This window comes from Saccharothrix sp. AJ9571, assembly GCF_021725495.1.
Taxonomy (GTDB): Bacteria; Actinomycetota; Actinomycetes; order Mycobacteriales; family Pseudonocardiaceae; genus Amycolatopsis; species Amycolatopsis magusensis.
In genome coordinates this window covers 9,727,664-9,743,539 of the sequence record NZ_CP091382.1, presented here as the reverse complement: position 1 = coordinate 9,743,539, position 15,876 = coordinate 9,727,664, and the positions used below count along the sequence as shown (strand labels likewise).

Below are 15,876 nucleotides of genomic sequence, written 5' to 3'. Positions count from 1 at the left end.
GCCGGCACCGTGGATCTCCGCTAGAAGTAGGTGGTGTGGGGAATCGAAGGGCCTGGATCCCGGAAACCCTCGACGATGGCCGACCCGATGTCCTGCAAGGTCTGTCCAGCCTTGGCCGGGTCGATGACGATCTGCCCCTCCAGCTTCCCGCCGATGCCGAGTGCGGCGCCGATCTTGCCGCCGATCACCCAGTGCCCGTCCTTCTGGCCGAAGGTCACGCCCGCGTCGAGACCGATGCCGGCCCGGGCCTCGGCCTTGCCGCCCGCGCCGAATCCGCCGACCTCGCCGAACCCGGCCGCACTCACCTTGGCCCCGGCGAAGCCGCCGGCCCCGGCACCGAAGAACTGCGAGCCGACGTCGAGCTTGGCCTCGCCCTCGGCGCCGGCCAGCGCTTCGAGCCTGGCCCGGACCGAGGTGTCGCCGACGTCGGCGCGCACGTCTGCCGACCCGCCCGCGCCCCAGGCCGCTCTTCCATCGAACCGGCCCCCCTTCGGGGTGGGCGTGTCCAGGAATTCGGTGTACAGGGACCCCCCGAGCGGCGACGAGTCGCTGCGCCATCCCGTGACGTCGGCGGTGAGCCGTACCGGCACGTCGTCGCCCGCGATTTCGAGGTTGCGCAGTCCGGAGTCGACCTGGAACGACGCGTCGCGTACCGCGTCGTAGTTCCGCACCAGCGACGGGTCGCTCAGCTTGCTGCGCTCGATCTGGTCCTCGGTCTTGTTCGCGCCGAACGGCTTCTCGGGGTTCCTGCCGAGCTTCTTGCTCCCGGTGTCGATTTCGAGCCGGTGCCCGGTCTCCACGGGACCCCGCTCGTACTGGACCGGACTGACCTGCCAGCCCTCGAAGGCTCCACGCACCTGTTGCGTGGCCTGCTCGGTCGCCGTCTTGCCGCGCTGGACGAGGTCGCCCACCACGCGCTCCTCGACGAAGGTGCCTTCTCCACGGGGCATCGTCCGGCTCATGTCGAAGATCGGACGGCTGTCGTCGATGTCGGCCAGCCGTTCCCGCGTGAGCGCGTCCACGGTGTCGGCACCGCGGGAGAGTCCGTCGCCGAGCTTGATCATGTCCTCGCCGGTCGCCCTGGTCCGTTCGGCCTCCTCGGTCGTCTGCTCGCCGAACTGCTCGCCCGGTCGGCCACGCCAGTCCTGCCCGGTTCCGTGAGCCACGCTCAGCGCCTCGTCGGCGGCTTCCTGTCCGCGGGTCCCTGACGTGCGCAGCCCATCGGCGGCGGTACGGAGCACTCCGGTATCGGTCTCGGGCAGCGGCTCCCCGGTGAGCACTCGCTGGGTGAGTTCGTCGCCGTCCGGGGTCTTGCCCTCCGGTGCCGCGGGCTGAGCACCCGCAGACCCCGGCTCGTCCGGCGGCTGCTGACCCGGGTCGGCTGTCCTGGCGGGATCGTCGTTCCCGGCGGCCCCGTCCCGCCCATCGGTGCGGCCACCGTCCTGTGCCCGCGCCGGGTCCTCGTTCGGCTCGGTGGTTCCGGTGTCCTTGGCCGCGGGGTCCGTAGGCCCCTGTTCCTTCGCCGTGGGATCCCCGGCCGCCGGGTCCTTGGTCTCCGCGTCCGCGGGCTGGGCCGCTGCCGGTTGGCTGTCCGAGGGAGCCGGGCCCGTCGTAGCCGAGGCGCCCGCATCGGAATCCGCTGGTGCGGCAGGGGAACCACTGCTTGCGCCGTCGGCGGGCGCGGTCGGACCGTTTCCCGGTGATTCGGCCATCTGGGACTCCCTGAACTTCTCGATCGACCCGCCCGGAGCCTTGGTGATCAGCGCCGAGCCCAGTGTTGCGCCGGTATGGGTGGTGAGGCGGCGGCTGGCCTGTTCCGGCCACCCGGGTCCCGGGCGTGCGCTGGCCGGAACAGGTCAGCCGCCGTCACGGCCGTTCTCGGCACGCGAAGCTGGGCTTCCTTCCACTGTGTCGATCGAGGAGTTCCGCAGATGGCAGAGGACTCGGGCGGCGCCGGCGGCGGCACGGCCACGGCGCCTTCGGCGCCCGCCGGGCCGGCCGCGCCCAAGGCGGAAGAACCCGTTGCCCAGCCTGAGAAAACCACGCCCACGGGCGAAGGCTCGTCCGCGACGGCCACCGAGGCCGCCCCTGCCGACGGTTCCGGCGAGCCTGCTGCGCCCCAGGACGCGGTCGAAGACGGAGCGCACGACGCGGCATCGTCGTCAGACCGGGGTCAGGCCCGGGAGCAATCCGGTACGTCCGATGCGGACGGCGAAAAGAGCGAGCTGGCACAGGCGGTGCAGGGAAAGGTCCAGGAGGTGACCCCGCCGGAGCGGTTGCGCACGGTCGGCGACGAGGTGCGCAACATCAGCGGGACGGCCACCACGGCTCGCGACCAGGGTGAGCAGGCCACAACCGCCATCGGACAGGCATGGAACGACTCCGCGGGCGAGGCGACGCGGAACCGCGCCGACTCGGTGACCACCGAGGCCGACACCCTCGACAAGGAGGCCACGGCGCTGGCCGATTACACGAACGCGGCGGCCGCTCACGTCGATGACGGCATTCAACGCAGGGAGGCGGTCGTCAGTTCGAACGACATGCCCTATCAGCTCTCCCATCTCCTTCCCGACGCAGACCGGAACGTCGCCAGGGGGCAGATCGAGGCCGCCACGGTGCGCGACGTCAACCGAGAGGACGAGATCACGGCGGCCGGCATCCGAAGCCTCGAGGTCGGGCAAGGTCCCGCTCAACTGCCTCAACCGCCCGAAGGCGCGACCCGGGAGCAGATCGAGGAGCACTGGAACGAACTCGCCAGGGAACAACCGGAACTCGTCGGCAACCAGGACGGTGTACCGGCGGTCGCCCGCGACACGGCCAACCGCATCGTGCTCGGCCTGGAACGCGACGCACTCGTGGCCGAACGCGATGGGCTCGTGGCCGAACGCGAGCAAGTGGGCCGGGGTCCGCGAAACGATCCGGAGTACGGCGAGTTGAGCGACGAGATCCTCGATCTCGACGGCAAGATCGACGCACTCAATGAACTCCAGGAGCGCCTGGGAGGCGTTTCGCCCGATGGGGAGCGGTACTACCTCCTCGGTGTAGACGGGGATGACGACGGGAGGTTCATCGTGGCGAACGGAGATCCGGACAGAGCCGACAACGTCGCGACCTTCGTCCCCGGCATGATGACAGATCTGGACAATTTCGAGGGGGTGCTCAAAACCGCCGACGCCATCGCCGAGGAGGCCCGGGCTTCCGGGGAGTCGGTCTCGAGCATCGCGTGGTTCGACTACGACGCACCGGACTGGTTTTCGGACGCGGCATCGGGCTCGTACGCCGAGGACGCCAAGGACGAGCTGGCCGGCTTCCAACAGGGACTCCGCGACAGCCACGAGGGTGCACCCTCGCACAACACGCTCATCGGGCACAGCTACGGCAGTACCGTCGCCGGGACCACGGCACGCGACTACCGGGATCTGCCGGTGGACGACTTCATCTCGGTCAGCAGTCCTGGGCTCGGCGTGGACCACGCGTCGGAGCTCAACCTCCCTCCGGGCCGGGTGTGGGCCACAGAGGCCGACAACGACCTCGTCGCCGACCTCGGATCGGCCCCCTTGGGTTTGGCACCGCACGGAACCGATCCCACCGCCTCGGGCTTCGGAAGCGAATTCTTCCGCACCGACCCGGGACCACCGCAGGAAGCCGACTACTCGGATACCGGCTCCCACGACCGGTACATCAGGGGAGAGGTGCCCAATCCGGGCCTGCGGAACATCGGCGACATCGTGGCGGGCAACCAGCCGACCGAGCGGTGACCATCGCTGCCGGTTGCCAGAGCTGCCGGGGTCGTTCCGCGGAACCGCGTTGCCGTGCCGCCGGAATCGCTGGTCCCGTTTCCTGCGGCGGGGCTGCTGCCGGCGCTACCTGGGCGGCGGGAAGTCTTCGGGGCCTCCACTGGGCACGAGCAGGCTGTAGTCCTCGTTGAAGACGACCAGTTTCCCTTCGAGCACCGCTCGCTCGATGGCTCTGTGCACGTCCTCGGCCGGGGCGTCGGGTCCCAAGCTCGCGGCGATCTGCCTGCCGATCTGGTTGTTGTACAGATCCATCGCTTCCGCCCGCGCTTCCCGTGCCGGATCCCGGTCAGGTCTGTCCGGGTGCCGCTCGTGCCCGACGCCGACCTCGGCCGCCGAACTCCCTGGTCTCAGCGCGTTCCAATAGGCGTGGCGGAAGGCATCACGATGATTGCCCCCGACGTCAGGACGTCCTCCCTGGGGGTCGTCGGGGCCGTCCGGGTCGGGAAAGATCCGCGCGGCCGCATCGGCGGCCTCTCCTTGGACCCGCTGCTGGCCCCACGGAGCGCCGCTGTTGAGGGCCGTGACGAGTTCACTCCACGTGTACGGCTGGCCGTTGAACTCGACCGGCGGAAGCCAGTCGTCCTCGACCTGGTAGTCGCGCAGCAGGTCCTCATCGGACGGTGGCGCGGGGAGACTCGCGACGGGGTCGTTCTGGCCGGCCTGGGCGAGTGCGCTCTGGGCGTTCTGCAAGGCTTGCGCCGGCTGGTGGACGGTACCGGTCGCCGCGCCGTTCTGGGCCGATCCAGCCGGTTCGCCGGGCGGCACGCGGCGCGAGCCGTCATCGGCTATCCCTTGCCAGGCTTGCTGAATTCCCGTCTGGGCGGCGGTGTGGTTCCGCCGGGTCGCCTCCGCGGTCGTGGTGCGTCCAGGGCGGCCGTGGCGGAGTCCGTTCGGTCAGCCGCCGGCCCGGAAGCCTCAGCGCCGCCCGTTGCTGGATCGTCGTCGCCGGCTGCGCCATCCTGCACCGGCTCGGCGGCCTGTGCCGCCGTATCGCCGTCCAATGGGGACACGGTCCGCGAGGAATCCTCGGAACCCGGCTTCCCCTCAGCCGCCGCCTTGTCCTCGCCCCCGGTAGGTGCCGCCGAAGACGACGTCGCCGGCCCTGACGCAGACCCGCCACCCTCCGCGGACTTCTCCGCCACACGGGAATGTCGCAGCGCGGATCAGGTGGTGATGACCGAAATCGGTGTGCCGTCGGGCAGGTCGCGAAGCTGCCGGGCGAGTGGACCGCGGATCCGCATCGCGGTCACCGCGTTGCGAACGACGAGGTTGCCCACCTCGTACTCGCCGCCGAGCACGAACGGCTTGACCGGCAGCAGTCGTTCGTCATGCCCGAGCGCGCCGTGCGTGTCCTGCCAAAGCGTGGCGAACGACCGCGCGCCGTGCACGGCCGGCTGCTCCAGCAACCAGCCGGCCCAGCTGTCGAGATCCGGACCGACGCTCTCGCGCTCGCCCGTTTCCGGATCGAAGGCGACGACCCGCCGGCCATCGTCGATGGCGAACTGGATGCCGAACAGATCCTGCGCGAAGCACAGCAGCCCGCCGGCCAGGTCGCCGTAGGCGTCCTTCCAGGTGTCCGCGGCGTTCCAGGCGCCGAGTTCCGGGCCGAGCCCGGAGGGGCCGGCGTGGAACGTCTGGACACCGTAATTGAACAGCGCGAACCCGTTCAGCTTCGACAACAACACGCCGAGCTCACCCGGCAAGCCGACGCCGAAGTCCGCCTCGATCGGCGGCCCGAGCGGCCCCTTGGCCTGCTCCACCAGTCTCGTCAACGCTGTGCTCATCGGAAAGTCCTCAATTCGATCCGGTCGCCGTCGTCGACGCGGCCGTCACCGAAGAACGGTAGTCCGGTCCCTTCGAGCTGGCGTTGAATGGAGCCATCTCGCCCGTTGATCTGGTTGCCCATCGATGATCCCGCGCCCCGGTTGTCGGAGAAAGGCAGGTTTTTCACGCTTTTCTCGCCGGTCGTATCCGCGACCGCGGGCGGATACTCGTCCCGATCGTATTCCGAGCTCGACGGAAGCGAGCCCAGAGCGGCCGCACGACGGCCGGCGGCACCCTCACGATCGACCTTGAAAACACTGTCCATCCCCGGTCGGATCTCCCGGGGGACGTCACCACGCCAGATGGTTCCACGCTGGGCTTCGTCGATGTGCTCCGCGGATGCCGGGTAGCGTTCGTGGGAGATGTAGACGGTCCGAGCCCGGTCTTGACCATCCAGGCCCTGGGCGGCGTCGTAGACGCTGTTTCGCACCCCCGCGCCGTGCGCCAACGCCCCCTCGGCGGCGACGTCGCCGGCCGCATCGGCCAAGCCGGTGACGGTTTGCCCCGCCGTCGCGAATCCCAGCGCTTGGAGTGCGTTGCCGACACCGGCTCCAGCACCATCGATGAGGTCGTCGGTGCGTTCACCGAGGTACGAGGCGGAGTCCACAGCACCGTCGCCCGCGTCGCGCAGTGCCTCCGTCGCGTCGTCGAGCACGCCGGCTGCCTCCGCGACTTCGACCGCGGTCTCGCCCAGGTCCTCAGCACCCTCCGCCGCACCGTCGACGACGGCGTCAGCCATGTCGTCGCGTGTCTCCAGCAAGTGTTCGACGGTCTCGCCGACACCTTCCCCGTACTCGGCACCCACTTCGCCCGGGATGCTCCAAGGGTCGCCCTCGCGGATGCCGTCGCTGATCGCGTCGGAGACCCCGCCGAGCGTCTCCAGGCCGGTGCCGACCGTGCCGGCGAGGCCGTCCACGGCCTCCCCAGCCAGCTCCCCGGCCGTCTCCAGGTCGCTGCCGATGGCGTCACCGACCCCTTCTCCCGCCGCCCTGCCGACCGGGCCGCCCAGCAACTCGCCCGCGGACTCGATCGCGCCGCTGACCCCGTCGGCCAAGGCCTCACCGGCGTCGCCGATCGCCTCGTCCGCCTGGTCACCGGCATCCTTGACGGCGTCACCGGCGGCGTCGATCAGCTCACCGCCCTTGCCGAACACCTCATCCCAGACTTGCCGGATTCCCGCCTCGGCGGTGGCGTGGTTCTGCCGGGTGGCGTCCGCGGTCGTCGCGGCGAGTTGTGTCTCGGCGACCTGCCTTTCCCCGTCGGCCAGCAAGGCGCGAGCGAGGTTCCAGTCGCCTTCCCCGTCCATGAGCGCCTGCTCGTCGGCAAGCCTGGCCTGGTCGGCGTGGTCCGCGCTCTTCCTGGCGGCATCCGCCACCGACTTCGCCAGCTGACCTGTCGCCTTGCCGTCCTCGGCCAGTTCGGTCGCACGCTGTCGTGCGTCCTCGGCGGGCGCGCCTGCCCAGTCCGCCTCGGTAGCGGCCCACGCTCGGGCGCCGTCTTCGGCGGTGGTCGCCATTTTCTCGCCGGCTTTGTCCACGTCGTCGGCCACCCGGTACATCGGGTCGGCCGGGCCGGTGGGCGGTTCCTGTTCGTAGACAGCTCGGCGGAACTCGTTCTGCTCACCCTCGCCGGCAGGCGTGGCCGGGCTCGCCCGTTCTTGCTCGTCACCACCTGGCGCCGACGGGGATGCGTTCGGATCGTCCGATGTGGAGCCCGGTTGGCCGGGCTCCTGTGCGGAACCGTCGCGGTCGGCCGTTGCCTGCTTGTCCTCGTTGCCGGTTCCGCCGTCCGGTACGGGTTCAGTGGCCTTGTCCGCCGGAGCACCGTCCGGCTGAGGCGCTTCCTGCGACGAACCACCGGAATCCGATGTTCCTTCCGGCTTCGCTTGCCCCGCGGAATCGGCAGGCGCCGCCGATGAGGACCCCGTGGACGGAGCCGCGGGCGCCGAGGCTTCGCCGGAGTTCTCCGCGGACGCGGGCGATTCCGTGGACTGTGCCGCACCAGGTTCGGGCATCGCAGGCCTCTCATACGACTAACGCCAGATCGCCGGGATGTCCTCACTGTCCTGGACTCGGTGTTCGCGCGACCGCCGCTGACCTGTTCCTGCCAGGGGCGAAAGCAACGGCACGAGGCAAAGTGTCCCGGCGCGCAAGCGCACCGGGACACCTTCAGCCGGGTCCGGTCACGCGCCGGAGCCCAGCCTTCCGCAGGAACGCTGTACCGCGGCCATGTTCTCCGAGTTGCAGGACTGCACACCCTGGTTCATGGCCTGCATCAGTTCCTGTCCCGCGACCATCACCTGCTGGCAGGCCCTGCTGATCTCGGCGAACTGCCCGCCGGCCTGGTCGGTCCAGTCGGCCTGGGTCATTCCCGAGGCATTGCCCCAGGAATCGATCGACTGCTGAACGCCATTGACACAGCCGTTCATGCTCGCCGAAAGTCCGTCCAGCGCACCGAACATCGCGAGTTTGCGCACGGGTCATCTCCTTCCATGATGTGTTGCTCAGCTGGAGCGAAAGGTCACAGTGCCCGGAGCACCCCGGCGAACGCGTAGGTGGAGCCGGAATCACCGCCGCTGGAACCACCGCCGCCGGAATGACCGCCGCCACCGTCTCCGTCACCGCTGTCGGAATCGCCGCCGGAATTGCCGCCGCCGGAATCACCGCCGCCGATGTCGCCGCCGATGTCGCCGAGACCGCCACCCAGGTCACCCCCGAGTGCGCCGCCGAAGCCGCCACCGCCGCCGAAGCCGCCTCCACCCTCGAAGCCGCCGCCGAAGCCGCCGCCGAAGCCGAAACCGCCGCCACCGGAGCTCGCACCGCCGTCACCCTGGGCGCCGTTGAAGCATTGGACACCCTGCTCGTCGGCGCCGATGTAGTCATTCATGGCGAACTGGGTGTCGCCACCCAGCTTCTCCAGTTTCTGACACAGGTTCCGAATGGCCATGTCCCATTTCTTGTGCGCCACGAGCAGCGCCTGGGACTGGTTCATGTTCCACTGCGCGGGGATGACGCTGTTCACTTCACCCTCGAGCTTGCCGCGGTGACCTTCGATTTCCTGGACGACCATCGTGGCCATCTGGACTACTCTCGCGAGCGTGTCCGTGTTGGCGTCCATCAAACCGCTACCGGTCATCGGAGCCTCCTTTCCCGTTTGCGGCTCACGCCGTCTTCCCCGCCCTTGGTTTTCAGCAGTGACAGGGCACTTTCGACGCTAGTTCGGGCGGGCCCGCCCGCCGGGCGCGCGGCACGTTCCTGCCAACGACCCCGCATCGGCGCGAACCGGCGTGAGAATCGTCGGAGTCCGGGTACGAAGGGGGAGCGCGATGCCGACGGTCGTGGTGCGCAGGCCGGTCCGCCGGCCCGCCCCGGAACAACCTTCCGGTGAGCTCATCCTCGACGCGCCGCCGGAGATCCCGCAGCCGGCCGGACGGCAGTGGACGCAGGTGCTCATGGTGATCCCGATGATCGCCATGATGGCCGCGATGATGCTGATGTTCTCCGGCAGTTTCGGTGCCGACGCCGGGGTGCTGCGGCTGGTCGTGATGGCCCTGTTCGGCGTCGGCATGCTGGGCATGCTCGGCGTCGCGTTGCTCAACTCCTCCGGGCCCAGCAAACGGGAAATGGGCCAGGAACGGCGTGGCTACCTCCGCCACCTCGGTCAGCAGCGGCTGCGGCTGACCCGCTCCATCCACAAGCAACGCGACGCCATGGTCTACCTGCACCCGGAACCGGCCGCGCTGCTCTCCCTCGTCGCGAGCTACCGGCTGTGGGAGCGCCGCCCGGTGGACGCCGACTTCGGGGTCGCCCGCATCGGCACCGGGCAGCAGCGGCCAGCGATGACCCTCGTGCCGCCGGAGGCCAAGCCGCTGGAACAGCTGGAGCCGTTGTCCGCACTCGCGTTGCGCCGGTTCCTCACCACCTACACCGCCATTCCCGGGCTGCCGCTCGCCATGGCCGTCAACGGGTTCAGCCGGATCTACGTCCGCGGCGACCGGTCCCGCTCGACCGCGCTGGTGCGCGCGGTGCTCACCCAGCTCGCCTCGCTGCAGTCACCGGACGACCTGCGGATCGCGGCCTGCCCCTCGGCGGTCGCGCAGGCGGACTGGGAGTGGCTCAAGTGGCTGCCGCACGCACTGCACCCCGAGCGGGCCGACGCCGTGGGACCACTGCGGCTGGTGGCCGGCTCGATCGTGTCGATCGAGGCGATGATCGACGACCTGCTCGGCGAGCGTCCCCGGTTCGACCTCTCGGTGGACAGCCGGACGGCCATGCCGCACGTGGTCGTGGTGCTGGACGGCGGGTCGACCGCCGGCTCGGACACGCTGATGGCCGAGGGCGGACTGGAGGGTGTCACGGTCATCGATCTGCGTGGTGCGCCGCCGCGCGCGCTCGACCCGGCGACCATCGTGCTGCACGTGGGCCAGGATGGCACGCTGGCCAGCCAGACCCTGGACGGTACGGTCGAACTCGGGTGGGCGGATGCGCTGGACGTTCCCGCCGCCGAGGGCGTCGCCCGGCAGCTCGCGCCGCTGCGGGCCAGTGCGGGCGGGCGCGGCGAGCAACCGCTGAGCGCCGACCTCGATCTGGCCGAACTGCTGGAGATCGGCGACCCGCGCACCTTCGACCCGGGCGAGACCTGGGTGCGGCGGCCGACGCGGGACCGGCTGCGGGTCCGGTTCGGCCTTCGCACCGACGGCACGCCGGTGGAGCTGGACCTCAAGGAGTCGGCGCAGGACGGGATGGGGCCGCACGGTCTGCTCATCGGCGCCACCGGTTCCGGCAAGAGCGAGTTGCTGCGCACGATCGTGCTGGCGCTGGCGGTGTCCCACCCGCCGAACTCGCTGAACTTCGCGCTCGTCGACTTCAAGGGCGGCGCCACGTTCGCCACCCTGGACAAGCTGCCGCACACCAGCGCGGTGATCACCAACCTCGCCGACGAGCTGCACCTGGTGGACCGGATGACCGACGCGATCACCGGTGAGCTGCTGCGCAGGCAGGAACTGCTGCGGGCGGCGGGCAATTTCACCTCACTGCGCGAGTACGAGCGCGCCCGCGCCACCGGCGCCCCGCTGCCGGAAGTGCCGACGCTGCTGGTGATCTGCGACGAGTTCAGCGAGCTGCTCTCGGCCAAGCCCGACTTCATCGACATGTTCGTGCAGATCGGCCGGGTCGGCCGTGCGCTCGGCGTGCACCTGCTGCTCGCGAGCCAGCGGCTCGAGGAAGGCAGGCTGCGGGGACTGGAAACCCACTTGTCGTATCGAATCGGGCTGCGCACGTTTTCGGATCTGGAGAGCAAGACGGTGCTCGGCGTCGGTGACGCGTTCAAGCTTCCTCGCGCGCCGGGCCACGGTTTCCTCAAGACGGACGACAAGTCCATGGTGCGGTTCCGCTCGGCGTACGTCTCCGGCACGCATCATGCGCGGGAGGCGGGCCCGATGGACTCCGGGGACGACGGCGAGATGGAGCTGCTGGAGTACTCGACGCGGTACCTGGCACCCGCGCTCGACCCCGCGGAGACCGAGCCCGCGCCGGACGAGGAGGCGGTGGGGGAGAGCCTGCTGGACATCATCGTCGAGCGGATGCGCGGCCGGGGGACGCCCGCCCACCAGGTGTGGCTGCCGCCGCTGGACTCCTCACCCACGCTGGACGCGTTGCTGCCGAATCTCGTCGCACACGAAGAGCGGGGCTTCGGCTGCGCGCACGAGCGGCTGGCCGGTGCGTTGCGGGCCGTCGTCGGGATTCTGGACCGGCCGCTGGACCAGCGGCGCGACCCGCTGGTGCTGAACCTGTCCGGTTCGGCGGGGCACGTGCTGGTGCTCGGCGGGCCGCAGTCCGGCAAGAGCACCACGCTGCGCTCGATCGTCACCAGCCTCGCGCTCACCCACACGCCGCGTGAGGCGCAGTTCTACTGCCTCGACTTCGGCGGCGGCGCACTGGGCTCGATCCGCGGCCTGCCGCACGTCGGCGTCGTCGCGGGCAGGCAGAACGTGGGCGCAGTGCGGCGCACGATCGCCGAGGTGCGCACGCTGATCGCGCAGCGGGAACGGGTTTTCGCCGAGCGCGAGATCGACGGGATGCCCGCCTACCGCCGGCTGGTGCGTGAAGGCGGCGGTCCGGACGGAGATCCGTGGGGCGACGTGTTCCTCGTCATCGACGGCTGGGCGACCCTGCGCAGCGAGTTCGACGACCTGGAGGCGGTGGTGGCCGACATCGCCGCGCGCGGCCTTTCCTACGGCGTGCACGTGGTGGTGTCCGCGGCCCGCATGTTCGACCTGCGGATGAACATCAGGGACCTGTTCGGCAGCAAGCTGGAACTGCGTATCGGCGACCCGGTGGACAGCATGGTGGACCGGGCCTCGGCGATCAAGGTGCCCGAGGGCGCGCCGGGTCGTGGCGTGACGATGAGCAAGCACCAGCTGCTGGTCGCGCTGCCCAGGATCGACGGCGTCGAGGACCCGGCCGGACTCGCCGACGGGGTGCGCGATCTGGTGGACACCGTGGCCGCGGCCTGGCCGGGCTCGCCCGCGCCCGCCGTGCGGCTGCTGCCGGGACAGCTGCCCTACGCGAAGCTGTCCCGTGCCCACGACGCCGCCACGCACCGGCTGGCCGTCGGTATCGCGGAGGACGACTTCGGCGCGGCCCGGCTGGATTTCGGCGCCGATGCGCACGTGGTGTTGTTCGGTGACACCGAGTCCGGCAAGACCACGTTCCTGCGGACCCTGGCCAGGGCCATCACGGACAGCTACGAACCGAGGCAGGCCAGGGTGATCATCGTCGACCACCGGCGCGGCCTGCTCGGCGACGTCACCTCGGAACACCTCATCGGCTACGGCAGCGACCGGGAGTCGACCACCCGGCTGATGCGGCAGCTGGCCGGGGAGATGGCGGCGCGGCTGCCCGGGCCGGACGTCACCCCGGACCAGCTGCGCGACCGCAGCTGGTGGCAGGGGCCGGAACTGTACCTCCTGATCGACGATTACGACCTCGTGGTCAGCCAGATGGACAATCCGTTCCTGCCGCTGCTGGACTTCCTGCCGCAAGGTCGTGACATCGGCATGCACGTGGTGCTGGCCCGCCGCACCGGAGGCGCGAGCAGGGCGTTGTTCGAACCGTTCATCTCCCGGCTGCGCGATGTCGGTTCGCCCGGCCTGCTGATGTCCGGGGACAAGGAGGAGGGCCCGCTGCTGGGCGGGTTGAAACCGGAACCGCTGCCGCCGGGCCGGGCGTGGCTGGTCGGCAGGCGGCACGCCGCGCGACTGGTCCAGCTCGGCTGGCTGGCGAAGGACGAGGGGAGTAGCCATGAATGAGACACGCCAGGAGATGCACGGCGACCCGGAGGCGATGCGCGAGTTCGCCGAGCGGATCGCCTGGCCCGATGCGGTGGCCGACGTCGCGGTTCCACCAGCGGCCACCCCCTGTCCGGCCGGGATGTCCGCGTGCGCGGGGTTCACCGCCGCCGACCTGGCCGCGACGCTGTCGCTCGGCCACTTCCTCGCCGAAACCAGGGACGACATCGCGACGCTGAAGGCCGCGGCCGCGGTGGCCGCCGCCGACTACGAGGCCAGCGACCAGGCGGGTGCGCGAGCGGTGCTCGGCGCCGTCATCGAGCTCGCCGAGCGGGACTGAGCGATGGACTACGCCCGCCTGCCTTCGATGGTCCAGTTCGCGCTCGTCGACGTGGAGGCCCACACGCACCTGGTCCGGGTCGAACAGGCCAGCCGGATGTGGCGCACCGTCGCGGCGGAACTGGGGGAGCTCGCCGACTCGCTGCGGCGTGAACTGGACCACCTGGAACCGAGCTGGAACGACTCGACCGGCACCGAGTTCGCCCGCCAGGTGAACCTGCGCACGGCCGCCATCGACGAGGCGCTTTCCAGGGTGACCCGGCACCAGCCGTGGCTGGCGCTGGACGAACTGGCCAGGCAGTTGCTGCTGACCAGGACAAGGCTCACCGGCGCGGTGGATCAGCCTGCCGAGGACGGCAACCACGAGACGGCCGCCCATCTCGGCGAGCTCGACCGCTACTTCCTCGCGGCCGCCGAGGCGGTACTCGGCGCGGCCGGCGCCGAAGCGCCTGCCGGTCGGCCGACGGCGGATTGCTGCTCCGCCGAGCCGGACGGTCTGGCCCCGCGGCTCACCGGGGCGCCGGCTCCGGTATCCGGCGCCGGGCCGGGCCTGGGTGGTGCGACGCTGCCGCCGGGCACCGTGTCGATCCCCGGACTCATCGCCGTGCCACCGGGCAGCCCGAAGGCCGGCGCCCGCCGCCCGGCCAGCGGCACGACCGGCGGCGGTCGGAACGGTTCACCGCTGGACGGCTCGCGCCCGCCGGGCAGTTCCCTGGCGGGCGGCGGGTTCGACGCGAGCGCGGCAGGCGGGCCGGTACCGGGTACGGCCGGATCCGATGTGCCGCAGCGGATCGAGCGGGTCGCCGATCCGGTACCGCTCACCACCTCCCGCACCACGCCCGAGGCGCCGCAGCCGCCCGCGTCGCCGGGCGCGACCGAACCGGGACCGGCACGGGGGCAGGGCCGGATGATGCCGCCCATGATGATGATGCCGCCGATGATGGCGGGGATGGCCGGCCGCTCCGGCCGGACTCGCCCGGCCCGTTCCTTGGAAGACGGCGAGCGACGCACCCGGACCCCGCCGGCGACGCCGGGAGTGCCGCCGCGGCTGCGCGGGCGTTCGGCGCTGGCCGACCCGGCGGGCAGCGGCTACCGGCCGGTCGCCATGTCGGGCACGGCCAATCCCGCGTCCGGGGAAACGCTCGACCACGAGGTGTGGCAGGTCGGCAAGCCCGGCGCGGCCACGCCGCTGAAGCCGGAGCCGGTGGAGCAAGAACAGCCGAGAAGGGCCCGCCGCCCGAGAGCATGACCATCGCTTTCCGAAAACGGCATTCCGTCCGGCCCGATGTCGCTCAAGTCCCGGTTACCGAGAACGGTCGCCGTCATCAAAACCTCATGTACGGGCCGGGATCGTGGGTGGCATGAGGTGTCTGCGATGACGGCCGAGCAGCGGCCGTGGGCCGGCGCGCTGCGCGCCACCGCGGAGCGCGCCGAGCCCAAGGCACCACCCGTCGCGACCGTGGCCGGCGCACGGGTCGCCGCGCCCCGGCCACGCCCGGCCACTCCGACGACGAGCGCGCCCCGGCCCAGCCCCGCGCCGACGCCCGCGAGAGCCGCAGCAGCCAGCACCGTGCCGGTGAACCGGATCGAGCCACCGCCCCCGCCGGCCCGCCGGAGGCCGCTGGAGCTGCCGGTGCTGCGCATCGTCTGCTGGCAACTCGCGCTGGTACTCGTGTTTCTCGCGATCGGCAGTCCATGGCCCGTGCGCACCGGCCTGCTGCTGACCGCCGCGGCGTTGCTGACCTGGACCGCCGTGCGGGTCCGTGGCCGCTGGCTCTCCGACGAGCTGATGTCCAGGGCCCGGCTGCTGGCGCGGCGCCGTGCCAAGGACCTGCCCCACGATGCGACGGCCCTGCTGAGCGGCTTGGCGCCAGGCGCCGGGGTACGCACGGTCGAACTCGCCGGGATACCCACCGGGGTGATCAGCCGCGCCGAGGAACTGCTCGCCGTGCTCCGTCCCGTCGACACGGCCCCGGCCGCGTTCGCCAGGTTCGCGCTGTCCCGCGCGCTGCTGGCCGACACCGGTGACACCGGCACCACCCTGCCCGCCGTCCGGGCGCAGCTCGTGCTGCATCGCGGCCCTCAGCCCGCCGAGGAGACCAGAGCGTGGCTGGCTGTCCGGATGCTGCGCGACCCGAACTTCGCCGAGGATGGCGAGCTGCTCGTGGTCCTCGGCAACACGGTGCGCAAGCTGCACCGCAAGCTTCGCGACGCCGGCATGGCGGCGGCGACGCTGACCGAGCCGGAGCTGCTCGCCACGCTGGCCGGGCTCAGCCACGCGGGGCCGGGCAGGAACGCGATCAGGGAGGAGCGGTGGTACTGGCGGGCCGGGGCGGTGACCCAGGTGGGCCTGCGGCTCTCCGGTCTCGGCGCCCGCTCGCTGACCGCGCGGATTGACGTGCTGCACCGGTTGCTCGCCGCTGTTCCCGGGGTGGCCTGCACCGTCGCGATCACCGTGCCCGAGCACACGGGCGTGCTGCGGGTCGCGGCCACCACCGACGCCGCCGTGGACGCCGCCGCCGACCGGTTGCTGCGGATGGCGGTGCCCGGGCTGCGGCTCGACCGGATGGACAACCAGCACGCGCCTGCGGTCGCCGCGTCGTTGCCGATCGGAGGGACCCGATGATG

General features: G+C 71.1%; 11 protein-coding genes. 5 read left to right on the top strand and 6 right to left on the bottom strand.

The features are described 5' to 3' along the window. Positions 1 to 20 precede the first annotated feature (20 nt). Positions 21 to 1,712 (bottom strand): hypothetical protein, encoded by a 1,692-nt coding sequence (locus tag L3Q67_RS44260; protein WP_499187367.1) that lies wholly within the window; start codon positions 1,710 to 1,712, stop codon positions 21 to 23. A 219-nt stretch (positions 1,713 to 1,931) separates the two neighbouring features. Between L3Q67_RS44260 and L3Q67_RS44255 the strand changes: the two genes are divergently transcribed. Next, positions 1,932 to 3,758: an alpha/beta hydrolase family protein gene (locus L3Q67_RS44255; RefSeq protein WP_499187366.1), complete on the top strand. Its 1,827-nt coding sequence runs from the start codon at positions 1,932 to 1,934 to the stop codon at positions 3,756 to 3,758. Between the two features lie 105 nt (positions 3,759 to 3,863). On the opposite strand, the gene L3Q67_RS44250 is transcribed toward L3Q67_RS44255, so the two are convergent. The 5 genes from L3Q67_RS44250 to L3Q67_RS44230 all read right to left on the bottom strand — a co-directional run bounded on the left by L3Q67_RS44250 (position 3,864) and on the right by L3Q67_RS44230 (position 8,756). Then, positions 3,864 to 4,562 carry a DUF6973 domain-containing protein gene (locus L3Q67_RS44250; RefSeq protein WP_499187365.1) on the bottom strand — a complete coding sequence of 233 codons (699 nt, stop codon included), beginning with the start codon at positions 4,560 to 4,562 and terminating at the stop codon, positions 3,864 to 3,866. Between the two features lie 398 nt (positions 4,563 to 4,960). Next, the gene (locus tag L3Q67_RS44245; RefSeq protein WP_499187364.1) at positions 4,961 to 5,581 is read right to left on the bottom strand and encodes an SMI1/KNR4 family protein; all 621 of its coding nucleotides are present in this window, start codon (positions 5,579 to 5,581) and stop codon (positions 4,961 to 4,963) included. Next, positions 5,578 to 7,635: a hypothetical protein gene (locus L3Q67_RS44240; protein ID WP_499187363.1), complete on the bottom strand. Its 2,058-nt coding sequence runs from the start codon at positions 7,633 to 7,635 to the stop codon at positions 5,578 to 5,580. Before L3Q67_RS44240 ends, L3Q67_RS44245 begins: the two co-directional genes overlap by 4 nt. A gap of 168 nt (positions 7,636 to 7,803) precedes the next feature. Continuing rightward, a complete protein-coding gene (locus L3Q67_RS44235) occupies positions 7,804 to 8,097 on the bottom strand; it encodes a hypothetical protein (RefSeq protein WP_499187362.1) in 294 nt (97 codons plus the stop codon). Between the two features lie 44 nt (positions 8,098 to 8,141). After that, entirely contained in the window at positions 8,142 to 8,756 is a 615-nt protein-coding gene (locus L3Q67_RS44230; protein WP_499187361.1) for a hypothetical protein, read from the bottom strand. A 190-nt stretch (positions 8,757 to 8,946) separates the two neighbouring features. On the opposite strand from L3Q67_RS44230, the gene eccCa reads away from it, so the two are divergent. From eccCa to L3Q67_RS44210, 4 genes are all read left to right on the top strand, one after another. Then, positions 8,947 to 12,930 (top strand): type VII secretion protein EccC, encoded by a 3,984-nt coding sequence (eccCa, locus tag L3Q67_RS44225; protein ID WP_499187360.1) that lies wholly within the window; start codon positions 8,947 to 8,949, stop codon positions 12,928 to 12,930. Further along, a complete protein-coding gene (locus tag L3Q67_RS44220; RefSeq protein WP_499187359.1) occupies positions 12,923 to 13,249 on the top strand; it encodes a hypothetical protein in 327 nt (108 codons plus the stop codon). The genes eccCa and L3Q67_RS44220 overlap by 8 nt, the downstream gene beginning before the upstream one ends. A gap of 3 nt (positions 13,250 to 13,252) precedes the next feature. Next, complete coding sequence (locus L3Q67_RS44215; RefSeq protein WP_499187358.1) at positions 13,253 to 14,497, top strand: WXG100 family type VII secretion target; 1,245 nt, start codon at positions 13,253 to 13,255, stop codon at positions 14,495 to 14,497. A gap of 126 nt (positions 14,498 to 14,623) precedes the next feature. Beyond that, positions 14,624 to 15,874 (top strand): hypothetical protein, encoded by a 1,251-nt coding sequence (locus tag L3Q67_RS44210; RefSeq protein WP_499187357.1) that lies wholly within the window; start codon positions 14,624 to 14,626, stop codon positions 15,872 to 15,874. Positions 15,875 to 15,876: the final 2 nt, after the last annotated feature.